The sequence below is a fragment of the Flavobacterium sp. genome (genome assembly GCF_044369455.1).
Lineage (GTDB): Bacteria > Bacteroidota > Bacteroidia > Flavobacteriales > Flavobacteriaceae > Flavobacterium.
On the sequence record NZ_JBIPLW010000002.1, the window covers coordinates 40,992 to 64,329 of the forward strand.

The following is a 23,338-nucleotide window of genomic DNA, read 5'->3' on the forward strand; positions in this document are numbered from 1 at the left end:
TACTTTTGAAAACAAAAATACTATGAATTCAAACAACCCATTTTTTAAAACAAAATCGTTTAAAGAAAACAGCGAAGTAACCCATGATGCTGTTGTAATTGATTACAATCAAACCATGACTGTTTCGGGAACTATGAATAAAAGTTTCCTAATGTTAATCCTGCTTGTTGCAAGTGCGGCCATCACTTGGATAATGACTTTTAATGGTCAAAATCCAATTGTGTTTTCTATTGGCGGCGCAATAGTTGGACTCGTTTTGGTCTTGATTGCTACATTTAAACCTCATTTATCGGGGTATTTAGCACCAGGGTATGCTATTTTTGAAGGATTATTTATAGGTGGTATTTCGGCTATATTTGAAGCTATGCATCCAGGAATTGTGATTCAAGCCGTTAGTTGTACGTTCGTAACGTTTATGGTTTGTTTTGGATTGTACAAATATGAAATTGTACAAGTAACGGAACGTTTTAAATCGGTTGTTCTTGCAGCAACTTTGGCTATTGCTACTTATTATTTGATTTCATGGCTGTTGTCAATGTTTACCAGTTTTCAGCCGGTTCATTATGGAAATTCATGGATGAGTATTGGAATTAGCGTGTTTGTAATTGTAATTGCCGCTTTGAATTTATTTTTAGATTTTGATCAAATTGAAAAAGGCGCGCAACAAAAAATGCCAAAATATATGGAATGGTATGGTGCTATGGGATTAATGATAACTTTAGTTTGGTTGTATATAGAATTCTTGCGACTGCTATCAAAGATTTCAAGTAGAGATTAATATCTGAATTTTTGCAACTATAGAAACCGATCTTATGGTCGGTTTTTTTTATAGCTAAAACTCAAACTTCAATTGCACCACCACAGTCTTCTTAATTTCGGTATTTAAGTTATTTAAAGAAATACCGAGCAATCTTACTGACTCTTTCATCCGCTCTTGAAACAAGAGTTCTTTAGCAGTTTCTAAAAGCAATCCTTTGTCAGAGATAAAGTAAGGCAAGGTCTTGCTTCGGGTTTGGGTCGTAAAATCGCTGTATTTGATTTTGAGTGTTACTGTTTTTCCTGAAATGGTATGCTTCTTTAACCGCTTTTCCAATTCAGCTGCTATTTGCTCTAAACGTTCTATCATAAAAATTTCTGACGTCAAATTTTCATTAAAGGTATGTTCGGCGGCTACCGATTTTGTTGTTCTATTCGGCTTGACTTGACTGTTGTGAATGCCACGAACAATGTTATAATAATGCAAACCGCTTTTACTGAAATGTTCTTCTAGAAACTCTTTCGTTTTTGATTTCAAATCTTTCCCCGTAAAAATGCCCAAATGATACATTCTGTCGGTGGTTACTTTACCAATGCCGTAGAATTTTTTGATGTCTAAGTGCTCTAAAAAAGCTTCTACTTCTTCTGGGTTTACTGTTTTTTGTCCGTTAGGTTTGTTGTAATCGCTGGCAATTTTTGCCACAAACTTATTGACCGAAATTCCGGCGGATGCTGTTAAACCCACTTCATCAAAAATGCGTTGCCTTATTTCTTGTGCCATTAACGAAGCACTTGGATTTCCTTTTTTATTTTGAGTTACATCGAGGTAGGCTTCATCTAGCGATAATGGCTCGACTAAATCGGTGTATTCGTGGAATATTTTTCGAATTTGTTTCGAAATTTCTTTGTAGCGTTCAAACCGTGGTCGAACGAAAATTAAATCGGGACAATTCCTTTTTGCTTGAACGCCATTCATGGCGGAGCGAACACCAAACTTTCGTGCTTCATAACTTGCCGCCGAAACTACACCTCGAACTTCGCTTCCGCCAACAGCCAATGGCTTGCCTTTGAGTTCTGGGTTGTCCATTTGTTCTACCGATGCGTAAAAAGCATCCATATCGATATGAATAATTTTTCGGTATGAAATGGATTCCGTCATCTCACAAATTTATATTATTTTTACCTCACCAAGTGATTATTTGTTATTGGTGTTTGGTGTATGCTTCGCAGATGAAAAACTAGCCCCGGTTATAGCGGCATCCTTTTTATAAATTGCGGGTTTAAACCCGCAATTTATAAAAAGATATAGCGGAAAACGGGATTAAGCTCCTAAAAAATGATAGAAATAGAACGTAAATTTTTAGTGCTTTCGAAAGATTTTATTACTGAATCGTTTTCTAAAAAGAGAATTGTTCAGGCGTATTTAAATTCGAATCCGGAAAGAACGGTTCGTGTTAGAATAAAAGAAAATAAAGGTTTCCTAACCATTAAAGGAAAAGGAAATTCGACAGGGGCAACTCGTTTGGAATGGGAAAAAGAAATTCCGATTGAAGAAGCGGAAAAGCTCTTGCTTATTTGTGAATACGGAATCATTGATAAAATTAGACACGAAATAAAAGTGGGTCAACATGTTTTTGAAGTTGATATTTTTACTTTGGAAAATGACGGTTTGCTTCTTGCTGAAATCGAATTGGAATCGGAAGATGAAGCTTTTGAAAAACCAATTTGGTTGGGAAAAGAAGTAACAAACGACGAACGGTATTATAATGCCTATTTAAGTAAAAACCCTTTTAAAAATTGGTGATTATTTTTTAGGTTCGATTACGTCTAAAGTGACAATAACCATTCCAGAGTTTTTGTTAGATGCAATATCCATAAATGCTCTTTTGCTTAAATCTATTTCACGTGCTTTTGAAAATGGTCCGCGATCGGTAATTTCAACTAATACAGATTTCCCATTAGCTTCATTAGTGACTCTGACCATTGTGCCGAACGGTAATTTTTTATGGGCTGCGGTATATCCGTTATTATCAAATCGTTTTCCGCTTGCCGTTCGTCTGCCATTAAATTTATTGTGGTAATAAGATGCGTGGGCATTCTTTTTAAGAAGTTTTACTTTTAAATCGGAAAGATTTAATGTATCTATTTCTAAGCCGTTTTTTAGTTTGGATTTAGCAGTATCCACTTTAGTCACAGCAGCGCTTTTATCGTGTTCTTTACTTTGAGAAACTTTAGCTGACTTTTCTTTATTCTTATCCTTTTGTTGCGGCTTGTTATCAACTAAAACACTCCCAAAAAGTGATGTGGTTAAAGTCAAAATAAGTATAACTATTTTATTATTCATGTATAATAATTTAAATGAAAACCACTTTGCAAAAAGTGTTCCTTGATAAAAAAAGTCCTTTAAAGGACTTCTGTTTTATTTGCTCAACCAAGTTGACCATGGAATTCTAATCAATATTAGGAACAGTCCTAAACCATAAAAAACAGCAATTGATCTGAATTTTCCTTGACTTGTAGCTGCTTTTTTGTGTTTTGACCAACCGATAGTTATTAAAATAATAGCAATGATATTGAGTAATGGATGCTCTAATGATGTTAATCGAACTGCAGCATCCGTCATATTTCCTAATGAGGCTTTCCCTAATGGAGAAACAAAATACAACAGCAATCCAACAACTAATTGTATATGTGTTCCTATCAAACCAATTAAAGCAGTTTTTCTGTCTTTGGTTGTAAATTCTTTTTTGGAAGACATTCCTAAAAAGGAATTTATTACAGCAAATACTAATAATAATAACGCTAAATATGCCCAACCCGAATGGAATTTTTGAATAAAGTGATACATAATTTTATTTTTTGAAAAACAAATATAACGAAAAAGGCATAAAAAAATGGCAACCTTAGCTGCCGTTTTAACAATTATTTATGTTTCAAAAAGTGTTGCAGTAAGAACTCTGTAGACGAGTCGTGTTTGTTAATTAATCCTGAATTAATTTCTTCTAAAATAGAATTGGCTAATTGTTTTCCGAGTTCAACGCCCCATTGGTCATAACTAAAAATATTCCAGATAATCCCTTGCACAAAAATTTTATGCTCATATAAGGCAATTAAAGAGCCCAAACTTTTTGGCGTAAGTTTTTCTATTAACAAAGTGTTTGTTGGTTTGTTGCCTTTAAAAACCTTAAATGGCAATAGAAAGGATGCTTTTTCTCCAATCACATTTTGTTTTTCAAATTCGGCTTTAACTTGTGCTTCGGTTTTTCCATGTAATAAAGCTTCGGTTTGCGCAAAAAAGTTTGACATGAGTTTATCATGATGATCTTGGTTGCCATATAATGGTTTTATGAATCCGATAAAATCGGTTGGAATTAATTTTGTCCCTTGATGAATTAATTGAAAAAAGGCATGTTGTGAATTTGTTCCGGGTTCGCCCCAAATAATGGTTCCTGTTTGATAATTAACAGTTTTCCCATCGCGTCCAACACTTTTTCCATTGCTCTCCATGATGCCTTGTTGCAGATAAGGAGCTAACTTTTGTAAGTATTGCGTGTACGGAATCAACGCTTCGCTTTCGGCTCCGAAAAAATTATTGTACCATATACTAAGTAACGCTAAAACCACTGGAATGTTCTTGTCAAAATCAGCGGTTTTGAAATGTTCATCCATATCGTGAGCGCCTTTTAGTAAATCGTCGAAATTGTCAAATCCGACCGCTAAACTACTAGACAAACCAACGGCACTCCAAAGTGAAAATCGTCCGCCAACCCAATCCCACATGGGAAAAATATTGTCTGGATTAATTCCGAATTCCGTTACTTTTTGAATGTTAGTTGAAACGGCTACAAAATGTTTGGCAACGTCTTCTTGCTTTGCTGATTTTAAAAACCAGGTTCTAATCGTCTCAGAGTTGGTAAGTGTCTCTTGGGTAGTAAAGGTTTTAGATGCAATTACAAAAAGGGTGGTTTCAGGATTTATTTTTTTGATGATTTCATTTACATGATCTCCATCAACATTGGAAACAAAATGAACGTTCAGATGGTTTTTATAGAATTGTAACGCTTCTACAACCATTGCCGGTCCAAGGTCCGAGCCACCAATTCCGATATTGACAACGTCGGTAAAAGTTTTGCCTGTATACCCTTTTCTCTGACCTGAAATGACGTCGTTACAGAAAGATTTTATTTTGTTTTTTACTTCGTACACTTCTGGTAATACATTTTTCCCATCAACTAAAACTGTTGCCGTCTCTGGAGCGCGCAAAGCAGTATGAAGAACAGCTCTGTTTTCGGTTTGATTAATATTTTCTCCGGAAAAATAACTTTGAATAGCTGACATTAAATTAACTTCTTTGGCTAAATCTTGAAGTAATGTAAACGTTTCCTGATTTATTATATTTTTTGAGAAATCTACTAAAAAATCATTCCATTGAATGTTAAATTTTGCCGCTCTTTTAGCATCATTAGCAAACATTTCTTGCATTGAAGTGTTTTTGATTTGAGCATAATGTTCGTTTAGTTTTTCCCAAACAACTGTGGTGGTTGGATTTATATTTGGTAGTGCCATTTTTAAATTTTTTGAATGACAAATTTACAACTATGATTGGTATAAAATTCAGTAATAATTTACGCTAACGTTATAGTTGAGAAAAAAACGACAGTTTTTTAATTATTCTCGGAAGAAACACTATCCAATTCTCTTTTTAGCGGTGTCATATAAGTCAAAAACTTTTGTCGATACTTGGTGTCCATTGGAGTTGATGTTGGTAGTTTTAATCGTAAAGCATCAACTTGCACACCATTTTTCCAAAAACGGTAGCAAACGTGCGGTCCTGTTGCCAAACCCGTACTTCCTACTCTTCCTATTACTTGTCCTTGAGTGATTCTTTGACCACGTCTTACCAGTATTTTTGACATGTGTAAATACTGAGTTGAATAGGTTCTATCGTGCTTCACTTTTACAAAATTACCATTCCCAGTAGTATATCCCGCTTGTTCTACAAAACCTGCAGCAGTTGACATAATTGGAGTGCCTGTTGGCGCAGCATAATCGGTTCCGTTGTGAGCTTTCCATCTTTTTTGCACCGGATGAAATCTATTTTTAGTATATCTTGAAGTAATATTGACAAATTTCAAAGGTGCTTTTAGAAAAAAGTTTTTCAAGGTTTTCCCTTCTTCGTCATAATACTGAAGCTTGCCTGAGTTTCCTTCTGGAGAAAAAGGGAAGGCGTAAATATTCTTGCCTCTATATTCAAAAAAGGCTGCTTTTAAACTATCAACTCCATCGTAAATAGTATCATTGATATATCTTTCGGTAAATTTCAAACCAAACTTATCTCCTTTCTGTAATTTAAAGAAGTCAATAGACCAAGCGTAAATTTTGGCTATTTTTGGAGCTAATGACGGATCTACTTTAAGATTTTGAAGTGTTTCTGATAAGGAACCGTTTAAAGCGCCTGCAATCGTTCGAGTTTTAAATGTTAACGGTCTGGTCTTTTTTTTCGTAACAATAGAATCTCTAAAATCAATCACATAATAATTAATTTTGTCTGGTTGATAGATAAAAACTTCTATTTTATTGGTTCTGTCTTTACTACGAAGAATGGTAAAAGGTTTGCCTCTTCTTATGGTTCGAACATCAAAAGTGTCTTTTACTTTCGCTACAATGTCATAAACTTCTTTTCCGTCTAAATTTTGACTTTCTAAAATACTTCCAAAAGTATCGCCCGATTTAATGGTGTCGTTCAGCACATTAAAATCATGTAGATTGAATCCAAACTCGACTAATTTAGGTTTAGCTTTTGGAATAATAATTTCTTCTTCATTAGTTTTATTACAAGAAAATATAAATAATGCAAGAAGAACTATTAGAGTTATTTTTTGAGAGATTTTTGACATTGTACTTATGTTAGTATCCTTCTCCCCAATTTTTTAATTCTTCTTCACTCCAAAGTTCTGGGAAAAATATTCTTCGTTGGTATTTTGGATGCATGTATTTTTTCCAATCACTTCCTCCGGTCGCTTCTCCATGACCTTTCCCACTTTCTATATATTTTTTAGCAGCATTCAAATGTCCGATTACCCAGGTAATATTGACCGTTTGATCATAATGGCGCATTGCTTTCACTAATTCGGCATTTATTTGATCTAATTCGGGCAATTGTTTGAATTTTTGCCAAATATTAATGGTGTTGTATTCTTCCATATAACGAAGAAATTCTTCTCTGTACTTTCTTTCGAATTCTAAAATCAAAAATGATTTTTCACCAGTTTGATAATCTTTTCCCGCGGCTTGCCAATACAAATGTTCAAACGCATGAGAATAAGGTGTATTTCTATCTATAGAAGCTCTAAATCGATAATCTATAAGATTTATTAAGTCGGTTGACGAAAATTCTATTAATCGGTATTGGGCACTTTGAAATCCGCTTGCAGGAGTCAAGGTATTTCTGAACTTCATATATTGTTCGACTTCCATCCCATCGCCCATGATATCAAAAGAAGTAGTAAGCATATCGAAATAGCGGCTAATTCTTCTTAGCTTTTCTGTAAAGAAATCTGTTTGTGGTTTTTCTGTATGACACAATTGGTTGATTTCCCAAAGAATCATTTTAAATAATAATTCATTTACCTGATGGTACATTATAAATACCATTTCGTCTGGAAGAACTGTTCTTTGTGTCTGCAAATTCAGCAATACATCCGTTTGTATATAATCCCAATAGGTAATTGGTTTTGACCAAAGTAATCCTTCAAGATGTGTTTCGGTTTTTTGATTGATAGCATCAAACTTTTGTTCTAATGCATCTAATATAGAGTCTGAATTTGTTTTAGCAGTCATTAATTATTTAATTTAACCATAAATGGATTTTTCAATCCTTTAAACCCTTCCAAATCGGCTTTTATAGATCCAACAGCTAAGCTAGCTTTTATTCTTAAAGGGATTTTATTATTATCATCAGAAATCCAAACTGTTAAGCTTTCTTTTTCTTTGAAAACTCTTCCAGATTGAACCAACGGTCTAAAAATCATCGTTGGAGCAGTTCCAAATTTAGTTTTTAAATTTTCCTTTCCTATATATTTTAACTGAAATTTAAAAATTTCGTCGTCAAAAAACATGTCAACAATTATTGACTCTCCAACTTTTAATTTATCAATGTTGGGATGATTTCTTAAAAAATAAAATGTTGAAATGATATCTTGAACGTGCTCAGTTACTGAAAATGTTTTTTCTGTATTTTTTTTGTAATCCTTTATTAAAATTTTATTGTTGTCTTGATTAAAAAACCCTTCTTGATTTTTAGTATATCCTCCTTCGTCTATTTTTCTAACGAATTGATAGGGTTTATTGGTCACTTTATCAAAATAACTTTCGTAATTGTCATCAACCTTAAAGAAAAAACGTGACATTCCAACAGTATACCCTTTTCCGATAGCGTGATATACTTTTTTATTGTCTCTTATCGCATCTTTAATTTCAAGTGTCGCATAACCTGCATTAATAAACCCATAATGTATTCTAAACTTAAACCACTCACCAGAATCATAGGCATATGGCTTTTGTGTATCGAAACTTACAGTTATAAAGACTAATGCTAATAAAAAATATTTTTTCATGCTTTTTAATTGCTTTTATACTGTCATTGCAATATCTGTTCCAAATGTACCAAAACAAAAAAACCCAATCAAATTAATGACTGGGTTTTTATGCTATTAACCAACCAAAAAACTATAAATTATGAAAATTTATCCAAAAAATAAAAGGAAACCACTCCTCACTTTTTTTATGATGCAAAGATACTTTACATTATTGCATAATTAAAAGCGATTTGTCAATTTTAACAGTTAAATAACAAAGGATGCGGTGATTTATAGTTTTTCTATGAATTATCTTTAATAAAAGTGTATTTTAGACAATTACTGCTTAGCCCATAATGTCTGTTTTGGCTTTTCTAATATCTTTAACAGAAATAATGTAATTATTTTAAAATTAAACTTCATTAGTATTAAATAACAAAGCCGAGCTTTAAGCTCGGCTTTGTCTTATATTAATGTTTTGAAATTACTTCACAATCAAAAACTCAGAACGTCTATTTTGAGCATGTTGTTCCTCCGTACATTGCGTTCCACAATCTACTTTTGGTTCTAATTCACCCATTCCTTTTCCAGAAACTCTACTAGAATCAATTCCTTTAGAAACGATGTATTGAACAGTTGATTTTGCTCTGTTCTCTGATAGTATTAAGTTATAGTTATCTGCACCTCTGTTGTCCGTGTGCGATTTTGCCATGATAACCATCTTATCATTGTTTTTCATCACTTGAACCAATTTATCTAACTCAAAAGCGCCTTCTTGAGTAATATTACTTTTGTTAAATTCAAAATAAATTGGTTTTAATACAATTTCGGTTTCCGTAACAATTACATCTATTGGTTGTAAAGCAGCATCCACTTTGACTTTTGGTCCTTTGCTTTTGGCAACGGCAAACGTATTGCCTTCATAACCATCTTTTGAAACTTGAATTACGTACGGTTTGTCGCATTCCACTCTGTAGTTTACTTCGCCTTTTTCATTTGAAATCTCTGTTGCGATAACATTCTTCTTGTCATCAAGGATAGAAACACTTGCATTAGATAATATAGCGCCTGTTTTAGCATCGGTAACAATCGTTTGTACATCAACTCCACATATCGGACTCACTCCAAAAATATCGTCTTTTGCGTTTCGGTTACTCGATAAAAATCCTGCTCCTTTTGCACTGTTAAACGTAAAAGCAAAATCATCTTTTTCGGTGTTAACGGGTTTGCCTAAGTTAGTTGCCTCTGAACCATTTGATAAATCAATTTGATACACATCTAATCCTCCAAATCCTGGTTTCCCTGCTGACGCGAAGTATAGCGTTTTGTTATCATCGGCAATAAATGGAAAACTTTCATTACCTTCCGTATTTACTTTGTTTCCTAAATTTTGTGGCTCACCATAAGTCCCGTCAGTATTAATAGCTACTTTCCAAACATCGTTTCCTCCGATGCTTCCTGGTCGGTTAGACGAAAAGTACAACGTTTTCCCATCTCTACTTAAGCATGGATTTGCTGTTGAAAATTCTTTGCTGTTGAATGGGAGTGACGTGATATCGCCCCATTTGTCTCCATTTTTGGTAGCTTTAAATAGAAATACTTGGCTAAATTTAGCGTTGGCTTTTTTATCCTTAGGTGTTGCTATTTTTTCTTTAAAACTCTCACTTGCAAAATAGGCGGTGTTTCCGTCTGCACTTATTGTAATTGGACCATCATTCCATTTAGAATTCAAATCACTAACTTTAGTAGCATTGGTTACCGTTCCATCTGCATTATAATCGGCTTTATAAATATCTAAGAAAGGCTCTTCTGTCCAACCGTCTGTTTTTCTTGCTCCATTTCTAGCACTTGCAAAGTATACTTTGTCATCATACAATACCGCTCCAAAATCAGATTTATCACTACTAATATCGGAACCATTTACATTGAATAATTTTGTTTTATCCAATAATCTTGGGATGTAATTTGGATTCTCATTAAAGGCTTTAGCTCGCATATCATTTGGTGCTGCTGCAGCAAACTTTTTCATCTGTTTGTTGGCATCTTCATATTTCCCATTGGCTTTTAACATTTGGGCATAACGATAATAGGTTTCTGCATCTTGACTAGTTTCGGTTGCTTTAGCATACCATTTTACTGATTCTGTCGAGTTGAAAACATTGTAATAACTATCTGCCAATTGCTTGTATACATATGGGTCAGATTTGCCATTTTCAACCAATTTTAAATATTCTTTAGCTGCATCATTATATTCAAATCTGTTGAATAATTTATCGGCTACTTTTGTGTTTTTGTCTTGTGCCGATACCGTAAAACTGATGGCTATAAAACTTACTACTATATATAGATTTTTCATTGTTAGGAGTGCTTTAGGTTAGAAATATCTTGATGAACGTGATACTTTTTTCGGGAAGTTTAAATCAAATAAGATCATCACCTCATGCGAAGCAGGAGCCACTGTTCTTAAATCTGAAACTACACGATCATAAGCATATCCTATTCTTAAATTTGGAGTTATGGCAAAGTTCACCATCGCACCAAAGGAATCTTCCAATCTATAAGTTGCTCCTAACTCTAATTTATCGTAGAGCATAAAGTTGGTAGAAACATCAACAGATGTTGGCGCATTAACAGATGATTTTATCATCGCAAACGGTTTGAATTTTAAGTTTGGATTCAAATCAAACACATAACCTCCTGTTAAGAAATAATGAATAACATCGGTTCCGTATTCTCTTCCGCTGAAATCTAAATATTTCGATTTTAACATATTTGGAACCGAAAAGGCAACATAATATTTATTGGTATAATAAAATACCCCAGAACCAATATTTAAAAAAGTAGTATTTGGATTAGATGCAAAAAACGGATCGTTTGGTGAAGGTTGTGGTAAGGTTGGATAAATTGTCTCAAAATCGATTTTATGCATGGTCAAACCTCCTTTTAAACCAAAGGCCAAACGGTGTTCTCCTCCTAAATTTAGAGTATACGAGAAATCGGCATACACGTTATTCTCTTCTACGGGACCTATCTTATCTGAAATTACCGAAAGTCCAAGGCCTACATTTCTGCCCACAGGGCTATGTAAAAAGAAGGTTCCTGTAGTTGGAGCGCCATCAAGGCCAACCCATTGTGCTCTATAAAGTACTCCTCCTGACATAGACTCTTTTGAACCAGCATATGCCGGATTCATTACGCTCATATTGTACATGTATTGTGTGTAATGCGGATCTTGCTGCGCTCTTAACTCGTTAATCGCTAAAGCCAATATCGCAATGAAATAGATTTTCTTCATCTTGTTTTGTTTTATTTTGAATGCTAATTGTTAAGTTTATTGTGCTCTATTGATGTAAATCCATCCTGTTTTAACTTCTCCTGAACGTTGTTCAATATTGTAGAAATAAGTTCCGTCTGGAAGTTCGTCGCCGTCATCGGATTTTCCTCCCCATTCGTTAACATAATTTTTACGTGAGTAAACCTGCATTCCTAATCTATTATATATGATAAGATTTTTAACATCAAAACCAGTTAAATCAAAGGTGTCATTAAAATTATCATTATTTACGGAAATCCCTCTTTGAATAACACAAGCAACTGATTCAACTACAAAAGGGAGTGATGTATTAGAACAGCCACTAAATGTAACCGTTACTGTATAAGTTCCCACGACTGTAACTACCAAACTTTGATCGGTTCCAACTTCAACTCCTTGTGCATTAATCCAAGAATAAGTAGCATTTTCAGGAACAAATGATCCATTTTGTGGGGTAGCTGTTAATATATACCTCACACTTTGACATCCACCACTTAGTTCTACTAGAATAGGTGATGTTATAGAAATAGTTGCACTACTGTTATTGGCATTTTGACATGTTGCTGTATTAACTGCAAGATTATAGGTAATTGTATACTGTTGCCCTGGAGATACTTGACTTAAATTCACCTCTCCTGTCGAAGGGTTAACTAGTGGCGTTGGTCCAAAAACACCTCCGCTTACAAATCCAGCAACTAAATTAGGTGTTGGATTAACCGTTTCTCCAGCACATATAGGTGAATCATAATTAAATCCTACAATTGGTGTTGTTGAAGGGGTAATAATTACTTGAAAAGGAGCCGAAGTTGTAGCATTTTGACAAGTAGCTGTATTAACACCAATACTATAAGTAATATTATAAGTTCCTGGAGTAGTAGCATTATTTGCTAAACTTATTTCCCCTGTTGAAGCATTTATAGTTATACCTGTTGATGGATTAGCCGTAAAGGTACCGCCGGAAACAAATCCAGTTGCTAATACTGGAGCTAGTGAAGGTTGTGCTATCACACAAATAGGTGAACCATAAGTAAATCCAACATTTGCGTTTGTTGAAGGAGAAATAACAACTTGAATTGCTGAAGAAGTTGTTGCTGCTCTACAAGTAGCTATATCTGCTGCCAAAGTATAGGTAACATCATAGGTTCCAGCAGTTGCAGAATTACCTAAAGTAAGTACTCCGGTAACAGGATCAATTACTACACCTGTTGAAGGATTAATAGTAAATGTACCTCCTGTAACAAACCCTCCGTTTAATGTTGGTGCTAAAGTTGGCTGAGAAATTTGACAAATTGGAGTCGTATAACTAAATCCAACTTCAGCTGGTGTAGCTGGATTAATTACTATTGTAAATGAAGTTGAACCAACCAATTGACATATTCCAGGATTAGCTGCTACATCATAAGAAATTATATATGTTCCTGCACTAGTATTGGCTAAATTAATCTCTCCAGTACTCGGATTTATATCAACCCCTGTTGAAGGGTTTGAAGTAAATACCCCTCCAGTTGTAAATCCAATCGCTGATGTGTCAGGTAATGGATTAACTGTGTTTAATTGACAAACTGGAGTTGCATAAGTAAATGTAGTAACTGGGGTGATTACTGGATTAATAACTATGTCAAAAGTATTAATAGATACTGTTAAGCAACTATTCCCTGCTAACGTATATGTAATTGTATATGGCCCAGCTGTACTATTAGTTAAATCAATTACACCTGTTCCTGAGTCAATAATTAACCCTGTAGTAGAACTAAAAACACCTCCCGTAGTAAACCCTGAATCTAAAATAGGGCTTAATGTAGCTTGAGCATTTTGACAAATTGGTGTTGTATAACTAAATCCAACTACCGGTGTTATCACATTAGTAATAACAATTGTGAATGTTGTTGAACTGAATACCTGGCAAGTACTTAAATTTGCAGCTATGGTATAGGTAATATCATAAGATCCACCCGTAGATCCTGCTAAATTGATTTCACCTGTTGAAGGATTGATGTCAATTCCAGTTGCAGGATTTGATGTGAATACTCCTCCAGTTGTAAATCCAGCTGCAGAAGTATCTGGTAATGGATTTACAGTTGAATTTTGGCAAACTGGTGTTGTATACGTAAATGTAGTAACTGGGGTGATTACTGGATTAATAACTAGGTCAAAAGTATTACTAGTTACTGCTAAGCAGCTATTCCCTGCTAATGTATAGGTAATTGTGTAGGGCCCAGCCGTACTATTAGTTAAATCAATTACACCTGTTGCTGAGTCAATAATTAACCCTGTAGTGGAACTAAAAACACCTCCCGTTGTAAACCCAGAATTTAACGTTGGGGTTAATGTAGCTTGAGCATTTTTACAAATAGGAGTAGTGTAACTAAATCCAACTACTGGTGTTATGACATTAGTAATAACAATTGAGAATGTAGTTGAACTAAAGGCTTGGCAAGTTATTGGGTCAAAAGGAACGGTATACGTTATGTCATAGTTACCTGGTGTAGTCCCAGATAAAGTTATCTCTCCAGTTGTTGGATTTAAATTTATTCCAGAACTTGGATTTGAAGTAAATGTTCCTCCTGTTGTAAAACCTGTAGCAGAAGTGTCTGGTAATGGATTTACAGTTGAATTTTGACAAATTGGTGTTTGATATGTGATTGTTGATACTGAAGGTATTTGATTTACAGCGTCAATAACAATATTTACTGGAGTTGATAAACAACCTGTAGTTACATCTTTTACAACCAATGTATGAGGACCAGATGGCACATTACTAAAAGTAGTATTGGTTTGGAAAGGACCACTATCAAGACTATATTGATACGTTGAAACTAGATAACTATACGTTCCAACATTGCTATAAACCTCTGGGTCTAATGGAGTCCAATCAGTTGAAATCCATGTTGTACTAGGAATAGTAGCTGAGTTTAACCTTCTATAAGTATACCCTGTTTGACCGCCTGGGGTAAACGTTGAACCATCTATTCTTCCCCAAACATCAATCTCAGTTCCCGTTGCAGTTGTCAATCTAATATTATCATTATTATTAACCCCTGCGCATGTTGTAAAAGTTTGGTTTGGAGTAACTCCAGTAATATTAGCATCATTACTTACTTTAATAACATTAGTACTATTATTAGGAATAGTACCTGCTAATTGCAAATCACATTGTAAATTTTCTGAAGTAGATGTTGGTCCCCAAGTATAGAACTTCAATTTATAATTTGCTAAATTAACTGCAACTCCTGTTCCGTTATAAATCTCAACATAACTTAAAGAACCTGTATCCGCATCGGTTACTTCTGAAATAAATAAATTTGCAGGAAGTGGTCCTCCAGCAGAAACTGGAGCGGTAACCGTTATGGAACCTGTTGGAACTGTACATGAAGATTGTATTACTGTAAATGTTGGTGTAGGGACCGTATTAATAGTTACCGTAAATTGTCTCTCACTAATACACCCATTGGTTGCAGTTGCATATACAAAAACGGGTTGTGTCGATGTAATTGGAACATTTATATCTAAAGGTGTTCCGACTCCTCCAGGAGCACTGTAATAATTTCCAACTGTGCCTGGAAGTATATCAAATACTAAAGCTGGTAATGTATACGTATCACATGCAGCGACAGAAGTCTGATTAAGAACTGGTGATGCTAATATTTCAACTTGAGTAGTTGTTGTAAATACAGCACAACCTCCAGTTGCAGGAATTGTATAGGTCACTGTATAAAGACCAGGTGTGCTAGCAACGGGTATTATTTCACCTGTAATTGCATTTAATAATAAACCTGCTGGTGCAGCTGAATACGTTCCTCCTAATGTACCTGTTCTTGTAACACCTTGCGTAATAGAGATATTATTACAATATGTTGCTGCTGAATAAGCAATGGTTGCACTCGCTGGAGCAGTAATAATTACCGTTCTTGAAGTTGTAATAAATGGAATGGTATTACAAGTCCCTCCAATAGTTGTAGCCGAAGTACTCGTAATAATATAATTTCCAGGAGTAGTAAGTGCTAAATTAATCTGCCCAGTCGCCGAATTCAAATTAGTCCCTGAATCAACAAATACCAATCCTGGCGTGGAACTATAAACCCCCGCTGTTGCTCCTGGTGATAATATAGGCGTCGGATTTGGTTGGTTTTGGCAATAATTTGTTTGTGAATAATTAAATGTATTAATTGGGAAACAAGCTGTAGTTCCTCCTCCAGTATTCGTTTGCGTAAACGTTACTGTACCAGCTTGGTTCGAGAAGTTTGTAATCATAATTACATAAACTTGACAAAGCTGAGCATTGGGGATACACATAATTTCTTGCGGTGCTGTAGAATAGCTACAGGCATGAAGCGTTCCTGGACAACCTGTAACTGGTGTTGGTATTGGAACAGTTTGTGCAAGTGGATTAGCTGGAACTCCGGTACAAGCAGTATTTAAATCTGTAAATGGACCCCAAGCAACATAATCAACATCTATCCCTACTCCTGCAGTAGAAACTTGAGATATCAAATAACTTAATGGCCCTGCTTGATTAACTTGTAAAAAGAAGAATGCAGGGTTAGGAGATGTAAATAAACATCCTATTTGTCCTAAACTTGGCACATTGGTTGCGTTAGCGTAGGTCACAGTCTGACCTGTACAGAAAGCGGGTGCTTCTGTACAAGGTAAAGTACCTATACATAAATTAAAATTAGTAAATACCGGAACCGTTCCTGTTGAAAATACTCTTATAAAATAAGTTGTTCCTGCCACTAAACCAGCTCCAGTATTACAACCAACTTCTGTCAAACCTGAACAAGTTCCTTGATAAATAGCATAACTTAAAGGTGTTGCAGGAGTAACGTTATTAAATGAAATAACATGAGTTACGGTTGTTGCTGTAAACGTAAACCAAACATCATCATTAGCCGCACCAGCACCACCACATGTCGTAGCAGGAAGTGATGCTGTTGCACCTGCTAAAGTTCCCGGAGTGGTTTGAACACAGTTCAGATTTTGGTTAACTATTGCAAATGTGGCATTATCACATGCATCATTTACAGGTAATGTTGCAAAATTAAATGCTGACCATATACTGGCGTCCGTTGGAGAACAAATGGCTCGTACATAGAAAACATAGCCTGTTCCTGGGGTTAACCCATTTATATTATAGGGTATACTTGTAACTGGAATTCCTGGGCCTGTCGGAACTGGTGAACCCGCTGGCAATACTAAAACTTCCCATGCAGTTGCTGTTGATCCGTTAGGGTTTGGCGGTTGTACCCAATTGAGTACCGCCGATGTTTGTGTGACTGGAGCAGCGGTAATAGTAAGTGGTCTCGCACAAGTTGGTGCTGGTGAACAGGTAACATTAGCAACCCATCCCGGATTTTGTACTACTCCATCACTTCTAAAAACAAAGGTCAAACAACCATTAGCGGTTGTAGAAGTAAATGGCCCTGGAATCGTATTGCCCCACCAACCACCAGCTAAACCTCCTGGAACGTTGGCGGCTGGATTAGCACTAGGAATTAAAGCACCCGGTGTAACTGTGTTTCCATCATATACATATAATGCATCAAAATTTGCTTCAGTATTAAATGCTGTAAATGTTACAGTAACTATCTCTCCTGGATTGGTTGGACAAATAATAGTTGTTACATTAGAGTTGGCGGCATAATTTGCTGCTGTTCCTCCCTCATCTACAAAGTTACCACCACAAACAGGCGGTGCAACAAGAGTTGTGATATTTGCAGCGCTTGCCCAAGTACTGCTGTCTGAAACACTACATATCGCTCTTATATATATAGTATAACATGTTGCAGGTGTTAAACCTGTAAGTGTAAATGGATTTGATGTAACATTATTAAAAATTACTCCTGTAGTTGGATTTCCAACTGGAGCTGGTGAACCACAGGGTAAAGCTACAACTTGCCATGCAGAAGCAACACTACTATCTGGATTTGTTGGTTGTGTCCAGTTCAATATAACTGAATTCGATGTAAGGGTGTTTGTTGTTATTGTTGTAGGGATTCTACAAGTAGGTGGCGGAGCACAGGTTATGTTGGCTACCCAACCTGCATTTTGAACTGATCCATCGCTTCTAAAAACAAAGGTTAAACAACCATCCGCTGCAGTTGAGGTAAATGGTCCAGGAATTGCAATTCCCCAATAAGAACCAGCAATACCTCCTGGCACAGCTCCGGCTGGATTAGCACTCGCAATAATGTTTGCTGGCACTACTGCATTACCGTTATAAACATAAAGACCATCGAAATTTGGTTCCGTGTTAAATGAAGTAAAAGTAACCGTTACTACATCTCCCGGTGTAGTAGGACAAATAATAGTTGTTACATTAGAATTAGCAGGATACGCTGCAGTTGTTCCTCCGGCATCTACAAAGTTACCCCCACATTCAGGTGGAGCTGCTAAAGTTGTGATATTTGCAGCGCTTGCCCAAGTACTGCTGTCTGTAACACTACATATCGCTCTTATATATATAGTATAACATGTTGCAGGTGTTAAACCAGTAAGTGTAAATGGATTTGATGTTACGTTATTAAAAATTACTCCTGTAGTTGGATTTCCAACTGGAGCAGGTGAACCACAGGGTAGAGCTACAACTTGCCATGCAGAAGCAACAGTACTATCTGGGTTTGTTGGTTGTGTCCAGTTTAAAACAACTGAATTCGATGTAAGGGTGTTTGTTGTTATTGTTGTAGGTCTTACACAAGTTGGTGGCGGTGCACAAGTTACATTCGCAACCCAACCTGCATTTTGAACTAATCCATCACTTCTAAAAACAAAGGTTAAACAACCATTGGCTGCAGAAGAGGTAAATGGCCCAGGAATTGCATTTCCCCAATAAGAACCAGCAATACCTCCTGGTACGTTTGCAGCGGGATTAGCACTCGCAACAATGTTTGCTGGCACTACTGCATTACCGTTATAAACATAAAGTCCATCCCATGTAGCTTCCGTGTCAAATGAGGTAAAGGTAACTGTTACTAAATCTCCTGGGGTAGTAGGACAAATAATGGTTGTTACATTAGAGTTAGCAGGATACGCTGCAGTTGTTCCTCCGGCATCTACAAAGTTACCACCACATAATGGTGGAGCAACCGGAGTATTTACTCTAACTGGTACTACTGACCACAAAGAAGTAGTAGCTCCGCAAATTGCTCTTACGTAAATATCGAAACATGAGTTAGGAGCTAATGGTGTAAGTAAAAAATTAGTATTCGTTGTTGTAGTTACTGCACCTGTGACGACAGCTCCCGGTGCAGCAGAATTACAAGGCAATGCTAAAACTTCCCATGAAGTAGCTACACTAGTATCAGGGTTTGCCGGTTGTACCCAACTTAATGTAGCTGAATTAAAGGTAAAAGATGGAGCTGATAAAGTTGTTGGTGTAGCGCATGAAGGTGGCGGTGCACAAGTCACATTGGCTATCCAACCAGCTGCGGTTGTTGCCGCATTCGAGGTAAACACACAGGTTAAATTTCCTGATGGATGCGAAGAAGTAAAAGCTGGTGGTATTGTCGTTCCTGACAAAGTTGCCAATAATGGGAAGCTTGCATTTGGACCATCATAAATATTTAAAAGATCTGATCCAGCTTGCGTATTGAATGCTGTAAAAGTCAACGTTACTGCATCTCCCAGTGTAACAGGTGCTATCACTGTTGTTTCGTTAGCATTATTATTATAATTTGCCCCAGTTCCTCCTGCATCCACAAAAGTACCACCACAAACCGGCGGAGCAACCAAAGTACAGACATTTACTGGAACTGTACTCCATGCACTGTTGGTTGCACACACTGCTCTAATGTATACATCATAACACGTAGCAGGTGTTAAACCAGTAAGAAGGTATGATGGGCCAGCTCCAGCAGTAATATCATTTGCTGTTGGAACAGTTGCAGCATTTGGAGCTGGTGAACCTACTGGCAATGCAACAATATCCCAAACTGAAGCAACACTCAAATCAGGATTTGCTGGTTGTGTCCAGTTTAATGAAACAGAGTTTGTGGTAACGGATGCAATGCTATATCCAACCGCTGTTGGAATTCTACAAGGAGGGGCTGCTGCACAAGTTATATTTGCCGCATAACCTGCAGCTACCGTAGTTGCGTTTGAGGTAAATACAAATGTTAAAGCTCCTGAAACTGCCGAAGAGGTATAGGATGGAGGTAAAGTTGTCCCTGACAATGTGGCCAATAAAGGAAATGTCGCGTCTGGGCCATCATAAATTCTTAGGATGTCTGAACCAGCTTGTGTGTTAAAAGCTGTAAAAGTAACCGTCACTAAATCTCCGGGAGTTATCGGATTTACTGTCGTAGTAACATTTTCATTATTTAAATAATCTCCTCCAATTCCTCCTGAATCAACTAAATTTCCACCACAAACAGGTGGCGCAATTAGTGTTGTAAAATTGGTCGAAGCTACAGACCACGGACTAGAAAAGCCTGTAGAACAAATAGCCCTAACATAATATTTATAGGCTGTGTTTGGCAACAAGCCTGTTGCTATAAAAGGTAAAGCTCCACTGTAAGCTGGATAGGTTGGAATTCCTGTTGGAGTTCCAGCAGCAGGAACAATTTCTACTTCCCATGTAGTTGCGCCACTTGGGTTTGTCCATGTTAAACTTGCTGTGGTTGATGTTATTGCTGTTGCAGCAGCAGGCACTGGTGTTGTACATTGTGTGTTTACAGAAACCTTGTCGATTAACCAACGATCGCCATCTTGAGCTCCTGTTGGTTGCGTATATACTCTTACAAAAGCAATATACACATCAAACCCTGCATAGGCAGATACATCCACAACTTTTTCTGTCCAAACATTAAAATTTGAAGTTGGTACAATTAAATCTAACTCAGACCATTGTTGTAAGTCAGTATAAGAATCAGGATCTGTTTGAGGTGCAACTGTAGGAGCTATCATTACTTTAAATATAGTCCCTTGATTACCACTGGTGAAATTTCTAGTCCAAAACCTTAATTCAGTTGTGCCAAGAGGTATACTAATGACAGAAGTTGCCAAGAAATCTTCTGAAGTATTTCCGGCTTGAATTTGCTCTCTACTTACAGAGGCACAATTCGTTCCTTGATACTGAAGACCAGTTGCAAAAGGATTAATTCCCCAGCTTTCATCTGTTCCTTCAGCCGGATTAGAATTTCTTTCAAAAACGGCCCAGTCACCAGTTCCTAATGTCCAAGTTGCTGGAAGTGGCCCAGTAATACCTGTAGTGTTTTCAAAACCTTCTGTATTTCCAAACAGCTGAGAGTACCCGCTAATAGAAATGAAAAGGAAAAATAGTAGTAATGTAAATTTTTTCATGAAATGAAAATTTTGAGTTATTGTATATAAGTTTTAAAGAATTTTGACGTCCAAATTTAGTAAAATTTATGAAAAAATTAGAAAAAATAAATTTTTTAGCAAAAATCCATACATTTTATATGGTAATCATTCCAAATTAATGTGATGTTTTAAAATTCAAATAACTAATTTTGCTTTAGAATATAAGCAAATGTTAGAAAAAGAAGTAATAAATTTTGAACGTACGGTAATTGTTGGAATAATTACACAAAATCAAAATGAGGAAAAATTAACGGAATATCTTGACGAATTAGCGTTTTTAACTTTTACAGCAGGCGGAGAAGTAATTAAAAGATTTTCTCAAAAGTTGGAACGACCAAACCCTAAAACTTTTTTAGGAACTGGTAAAATGGAGGAAATCAGTTCCTTTATCAAAGAAAAAAATATTTCTACAATAATATTTGATGATGAGTTATCGCCTTCTCAACAAAAAAATATTTCTAAAATACTTGACTGCAAAGTTCTCGATAGAACCAATTTAATTCTTGACATTTTTGCTCAAAGAGCGGAAACTTCTTACGCAAAAACTCAAGTTGAATTGGCTCAATGTCAATACTTACTCCCAAGACTTTCCGGAATGTGGACGCATTTAGAACGTCAAAAAGGAGGTATTGGTCTCCGTGGCCCGGGGGAAACCGAAATTGAAACGGATAGAAGAATTGTGCGTGACCGAATTGCTTTACTAAAAGATAAAATTAAAACCATCGATAAACAGATGTCTGTTCAAAGAGGAAATCGAGGTGCTATGGTGCGTGTTGCTTTGGTCGGATATACAAATGTTGGCAAGTCAACATTAATGAATGTCATAAGCAAAAGTGACGTTTTTGTAGAAAATAAGTTATTTGCAACGCTCGACACTACAGTTCGAAAAGTGGTTATTAAGAATTTGCCTTTTTTATTGTCAGATACGGTTGGGTTTATTAGAAAATTACCTACTCAATTAATCGAATCTTTTAAAAGTACGCTTGATGAAGTTCGCGAAGCCGATTTATTATTACATGTTGTTGATATATCTCATACTGATTTTGAAGAACACATTAGTTCTGTCAATCAAATTTTACAAGACATAAAAAGCCAAAATAAACCAACAATAATGGTTTTCAATAAAATTGATGCTTATAAAAATCAAGTTATTGATGAGGATGATTTAATTACCGAGAAAACAACTAAGCACTATACTTTGGAAGAATGGAAATCAACTTGGATGAATAATGTTGGAGAAAAAAATACGTTATTTATTTCTGCAACCAACAAAGAAAACTTTGAAGAATTTCGCGAAAAAGTATATGAAGCAGTACGACAAATTCACATCACAAGATTCCCCTATAATAAATTCTTATACCCTGATTACAAAGACGCTGTTGAAAAAGAATAATAGTGACTGTTAATTAAGATAATAGATATAACCAAAATTAAACCAAACATTCCAATCGTTTGCTTTGTTTTCTGGGTATATTGTTGGATCTGGATTCAAACCATCAACCCAATTTGAAAAGTAATATTGCAATCTCATATCAACCATCAAATCTGATAGTTCAGTCAGTTTGTATCTACAACCAACACTTGAAACAATAGACCATACTGTTCCTCCTTGACTTGTTGTTGCGTTATAATATTTTATAGGTGTTGATATTGGTGTATTTAGTGGACCTAATTCTGACCATGCTCTTGGATCATAAAAACTAAATTGTCCACCTAAACTGACAAATGGCGCCAATGAACCTATAGTAGCTGTAAACTCTCTAATACTTAACGGAAAAAATTCTAATTGCATTCCAACATTAGTTACAGAAGTACTCCCTCTCATGGCTTTTAATTGCTGTGCTCCTGTTGAGTTCCCTTCAATCCATTTACCAAAATGCTGTAACTCTGTTTTGTTATAGGATAACTCACTTCTTAATTTGAAGTGGTCATTAAAATAAGTTTCAGGAGTGTAACAGTTACATTCTGCTCTGTAGGAAAAGTTTAAGTAATGAATAAGGCCTATACCATATCCAGTGTTTCCTGTATTGGTAGATAAATCTCCACGCTCTCCATAATCCGATTGAAAAGCAACAGGTCCTAGGATTGCTCCTATTTCATGAGAAAAACCAAACTGAGCGTTAACGCTATTTGACAAGGCAAATAGCATTAAAAGGGATACTATAATTTTTTTGGGCGTTTGCATACAAAATAGTTCAAATCTCGACAAATATATAAAAACATCAATCAGTTAAAAAATAAAATAAAAAATAGTTGATTTAAATTCAAAATAAATTATTAGAAAGTTTTATCTACTGAATTTAAACCCATACCTACTTGTTTTCTTAACATAAACTCAAAACCCAATGAAATTGAAAAAAATACATGCCTTTAT

14 protein-coding genes are annotated in these 23,338 nt (G+C 35.7%); 3 read left to right on the top strand and 11 right to left on the bottom strand.

Features of this window, described 5'->3' with window-relative positions; all coding sequences use genetic code 11:
• Positions 1-22: 22 nt before the first annotated feature.
• Positions 23-778 carry a Bax inhibitor-1/YccA family protein gene (locus ACIQ2L_RS02300; protein ID WP_396156042.1) on the top strand — a complete coding sequence of 252 codons (756 nt, stop codon included), beginning with the start codon at positions 23-25 and terminating at the stop codon, positions 776-778.
• A gap of 54 nt (positions 779-832) precedes the next feature.
• On the opposite strand, the gene dinB is transcribed toward ACIQ2L_RS02300, so the two are convergent.
• Complete coding sequence (dinB, locus tag ACIQ2L_RS02305) at positions 833-1,915, bottom strand: DNA polymerase IV (protein ID WP_396156043.1); 1,083 nt, start codon at positions 1,913-1,915, stop codon at positions 833-835.
• Positions 1,916-2,092: 177 nt separating this feature from the next.
• Between dinB and ACIQ2L_RS02310 the strand changes: the two genes are divergently transcribed.
• Positions 2,093-2,560, top strand: coding sequence for a CYTH domain-containing protein (locus ACIQ2L_RS02310; protein WP_396156045.1), 468 nt, complete (start codon positions 2,093-2,095; stop codon positions 2,558-2,560).
• Here the strand turns inward: ACIQ2L_RS02310 and ACIQ2L_RS02315 are convergent, their stop codons facing one another.
• From ACIQ2L_RS02315 to ACIQ2L_RS02355, 9 genes are all read right to left on the bottom strand, one after another.
• Complete coding sequence (locus ACIQ2L_RS02315) at positions 2,561-3,100, bottom strand: septal ring lytic transglycosylase RlpA family protein (RefSeq protein WP_396156047.1); 540 nt, start codon at positions 3,098-3,100, stop codon at positions 2,561-2,563.
• A gap of 75 nt (positions 3,101-3,175) precedes the next feature.
• Positions 3,176-3,604: a hypothetical protein gene (locus ACIQ2L_RS02320; RefSeq protein WP_396156049.1), complete on the bottom strand. Its 429-nt coding sequence runs from the start codon at positions 3,602-3,604 to the stop codon at positions 3,176-3,178.
• A gap of 74 nt (positions 3,605-3,678) precedes the next feature.
• Positions 3,679-5,322, bottom strand: coding sequence for a glucose-6-phosphate isomerase (gene pgi, locus ACIQ2L_RS02325; protein ID WP_396156051.1), 1,644 nt, complete (start codon positions 5,320-5,322; stop codon positions 3,679-3,681).
• A 98-nt stretch (positions 5,323-5,420) separates the two neighbouring features.
• Positions 5,421-6,653: a peptidoglycan DD-metalloendopeptidase family protein gene (locus ACIQ2L_RS02330; RefSeq protein WP_396156053.1), complete on the bottom strand. Its 1,233-nt coding sequence runs from the start codon at positions 6,651-6,653 to the stop codon at positions 5,421-5,423.
• Positions 6,654-6,663: 10 nt separating this feature from the next.
• The gene (locus tag ACIQ2L_RS02335; protein ID WP_396156055.1) at positions 6,664-7,596 is read right to left on the bottom strand and encodes a tryptophan 2,3-dioxygenase family protein; all 933 of its coding nucleotides are present in this window, start codon (positions 7,594-7,596) and stop codon (positions 6,664-6,666) included.
• Positions 7,596-8,372, bottom strand: a complete 777-nt coding sequence (locus ACIQ2L_RS02340) for a DUF3108 domain-containing protein (protein WP_396156057.1) — start codon at positions 8,370-8,372, stop codon at positions 7,596-7,598. The genes ACIQ2L_RS02335 and ACIQ2L_RS02340 overlap by 1 nt, the downstream gene beginning before the upstream one ends.
• A 445-nt stretch (positions 8,373-8,817) precedes the next feature.
• Positions 8,818-10,689 carry an OmpA family protein gene (locus ACIQ2L_RS02345; RefSeq protein WP_396156059.1) on the bottom strand — a complete coding sequence of 624 codons (1,872 nt, stop codon included), beginning with the start codon at positions 10,687-10,689 and terminating at the stop codon, positions 8,818-8,820.
• A gap of 18 nt (positions 10,690-10,707) precedes the next feature.
• Positions 10,708-11,628 carry a type IX secretion system membrane protein PorP/SprF gene (locus ACIQ2L_RS02350; RefSeq protein WP_396156061.1) on the bottom strand — a complete coding sequence of 307 codons (921 nt, stop codon included), beginning with the start codon at positions 11,626-11,628 and terminating at the stop codon, positions 10,708-10,710.
• A 36-nt stretch (positions 11,629-11,664) separates the two neighbouring features.
• Positions 11,665-20,943, bottom strand: a complete 9,279-nt coding sequence (locus ACIQ2L_RS02355; RefSeq protein ID WP_396156063.1) for a fibronectin type III domain-containing protein — start codon at positions 20,941-20,943, stop codon at positions 11,665-11,667.
• Positions 20,944-21,133: 190 nt separating this feature from the next.
• Here ACIQ2L_RS02355 and hflX point away from each other — a divergent pair, with 190 nt between their 5' ends.
• Positions 21,134-22,357 carry a GTPase HflX gene (hflX, locus tag ACIQ2L_RS02360; RefSeq protein ID WP_396156065.1) on the top strand — a complete coding sequence of 408 codons (1,224 nt, stop codon included), beginning with the start codon at positions 21,134-21,136 and terminating at the stop codon, positions 22,355-22,357.
• Between the two features lie 9 nt (positions 22,358-22,366).
• Here hflX and ACIQ2L_RS02365 read toward each other — a convergent pair whose 3' ends face one another.
• Positions 22,367-23,149: a THC0290_0291 family protein gene (locus ACIQ2L_RS02365; RefSeq protein ID WP_396156067.1), complete on the bottom strand. Its 783-nt coding sequence runs from the start codon at positions 23,147-23,149 to the stop codon at positions 22,367-22,369.
• Positions 23,150-23,338 lie beyond the last annotated feature (189 nt).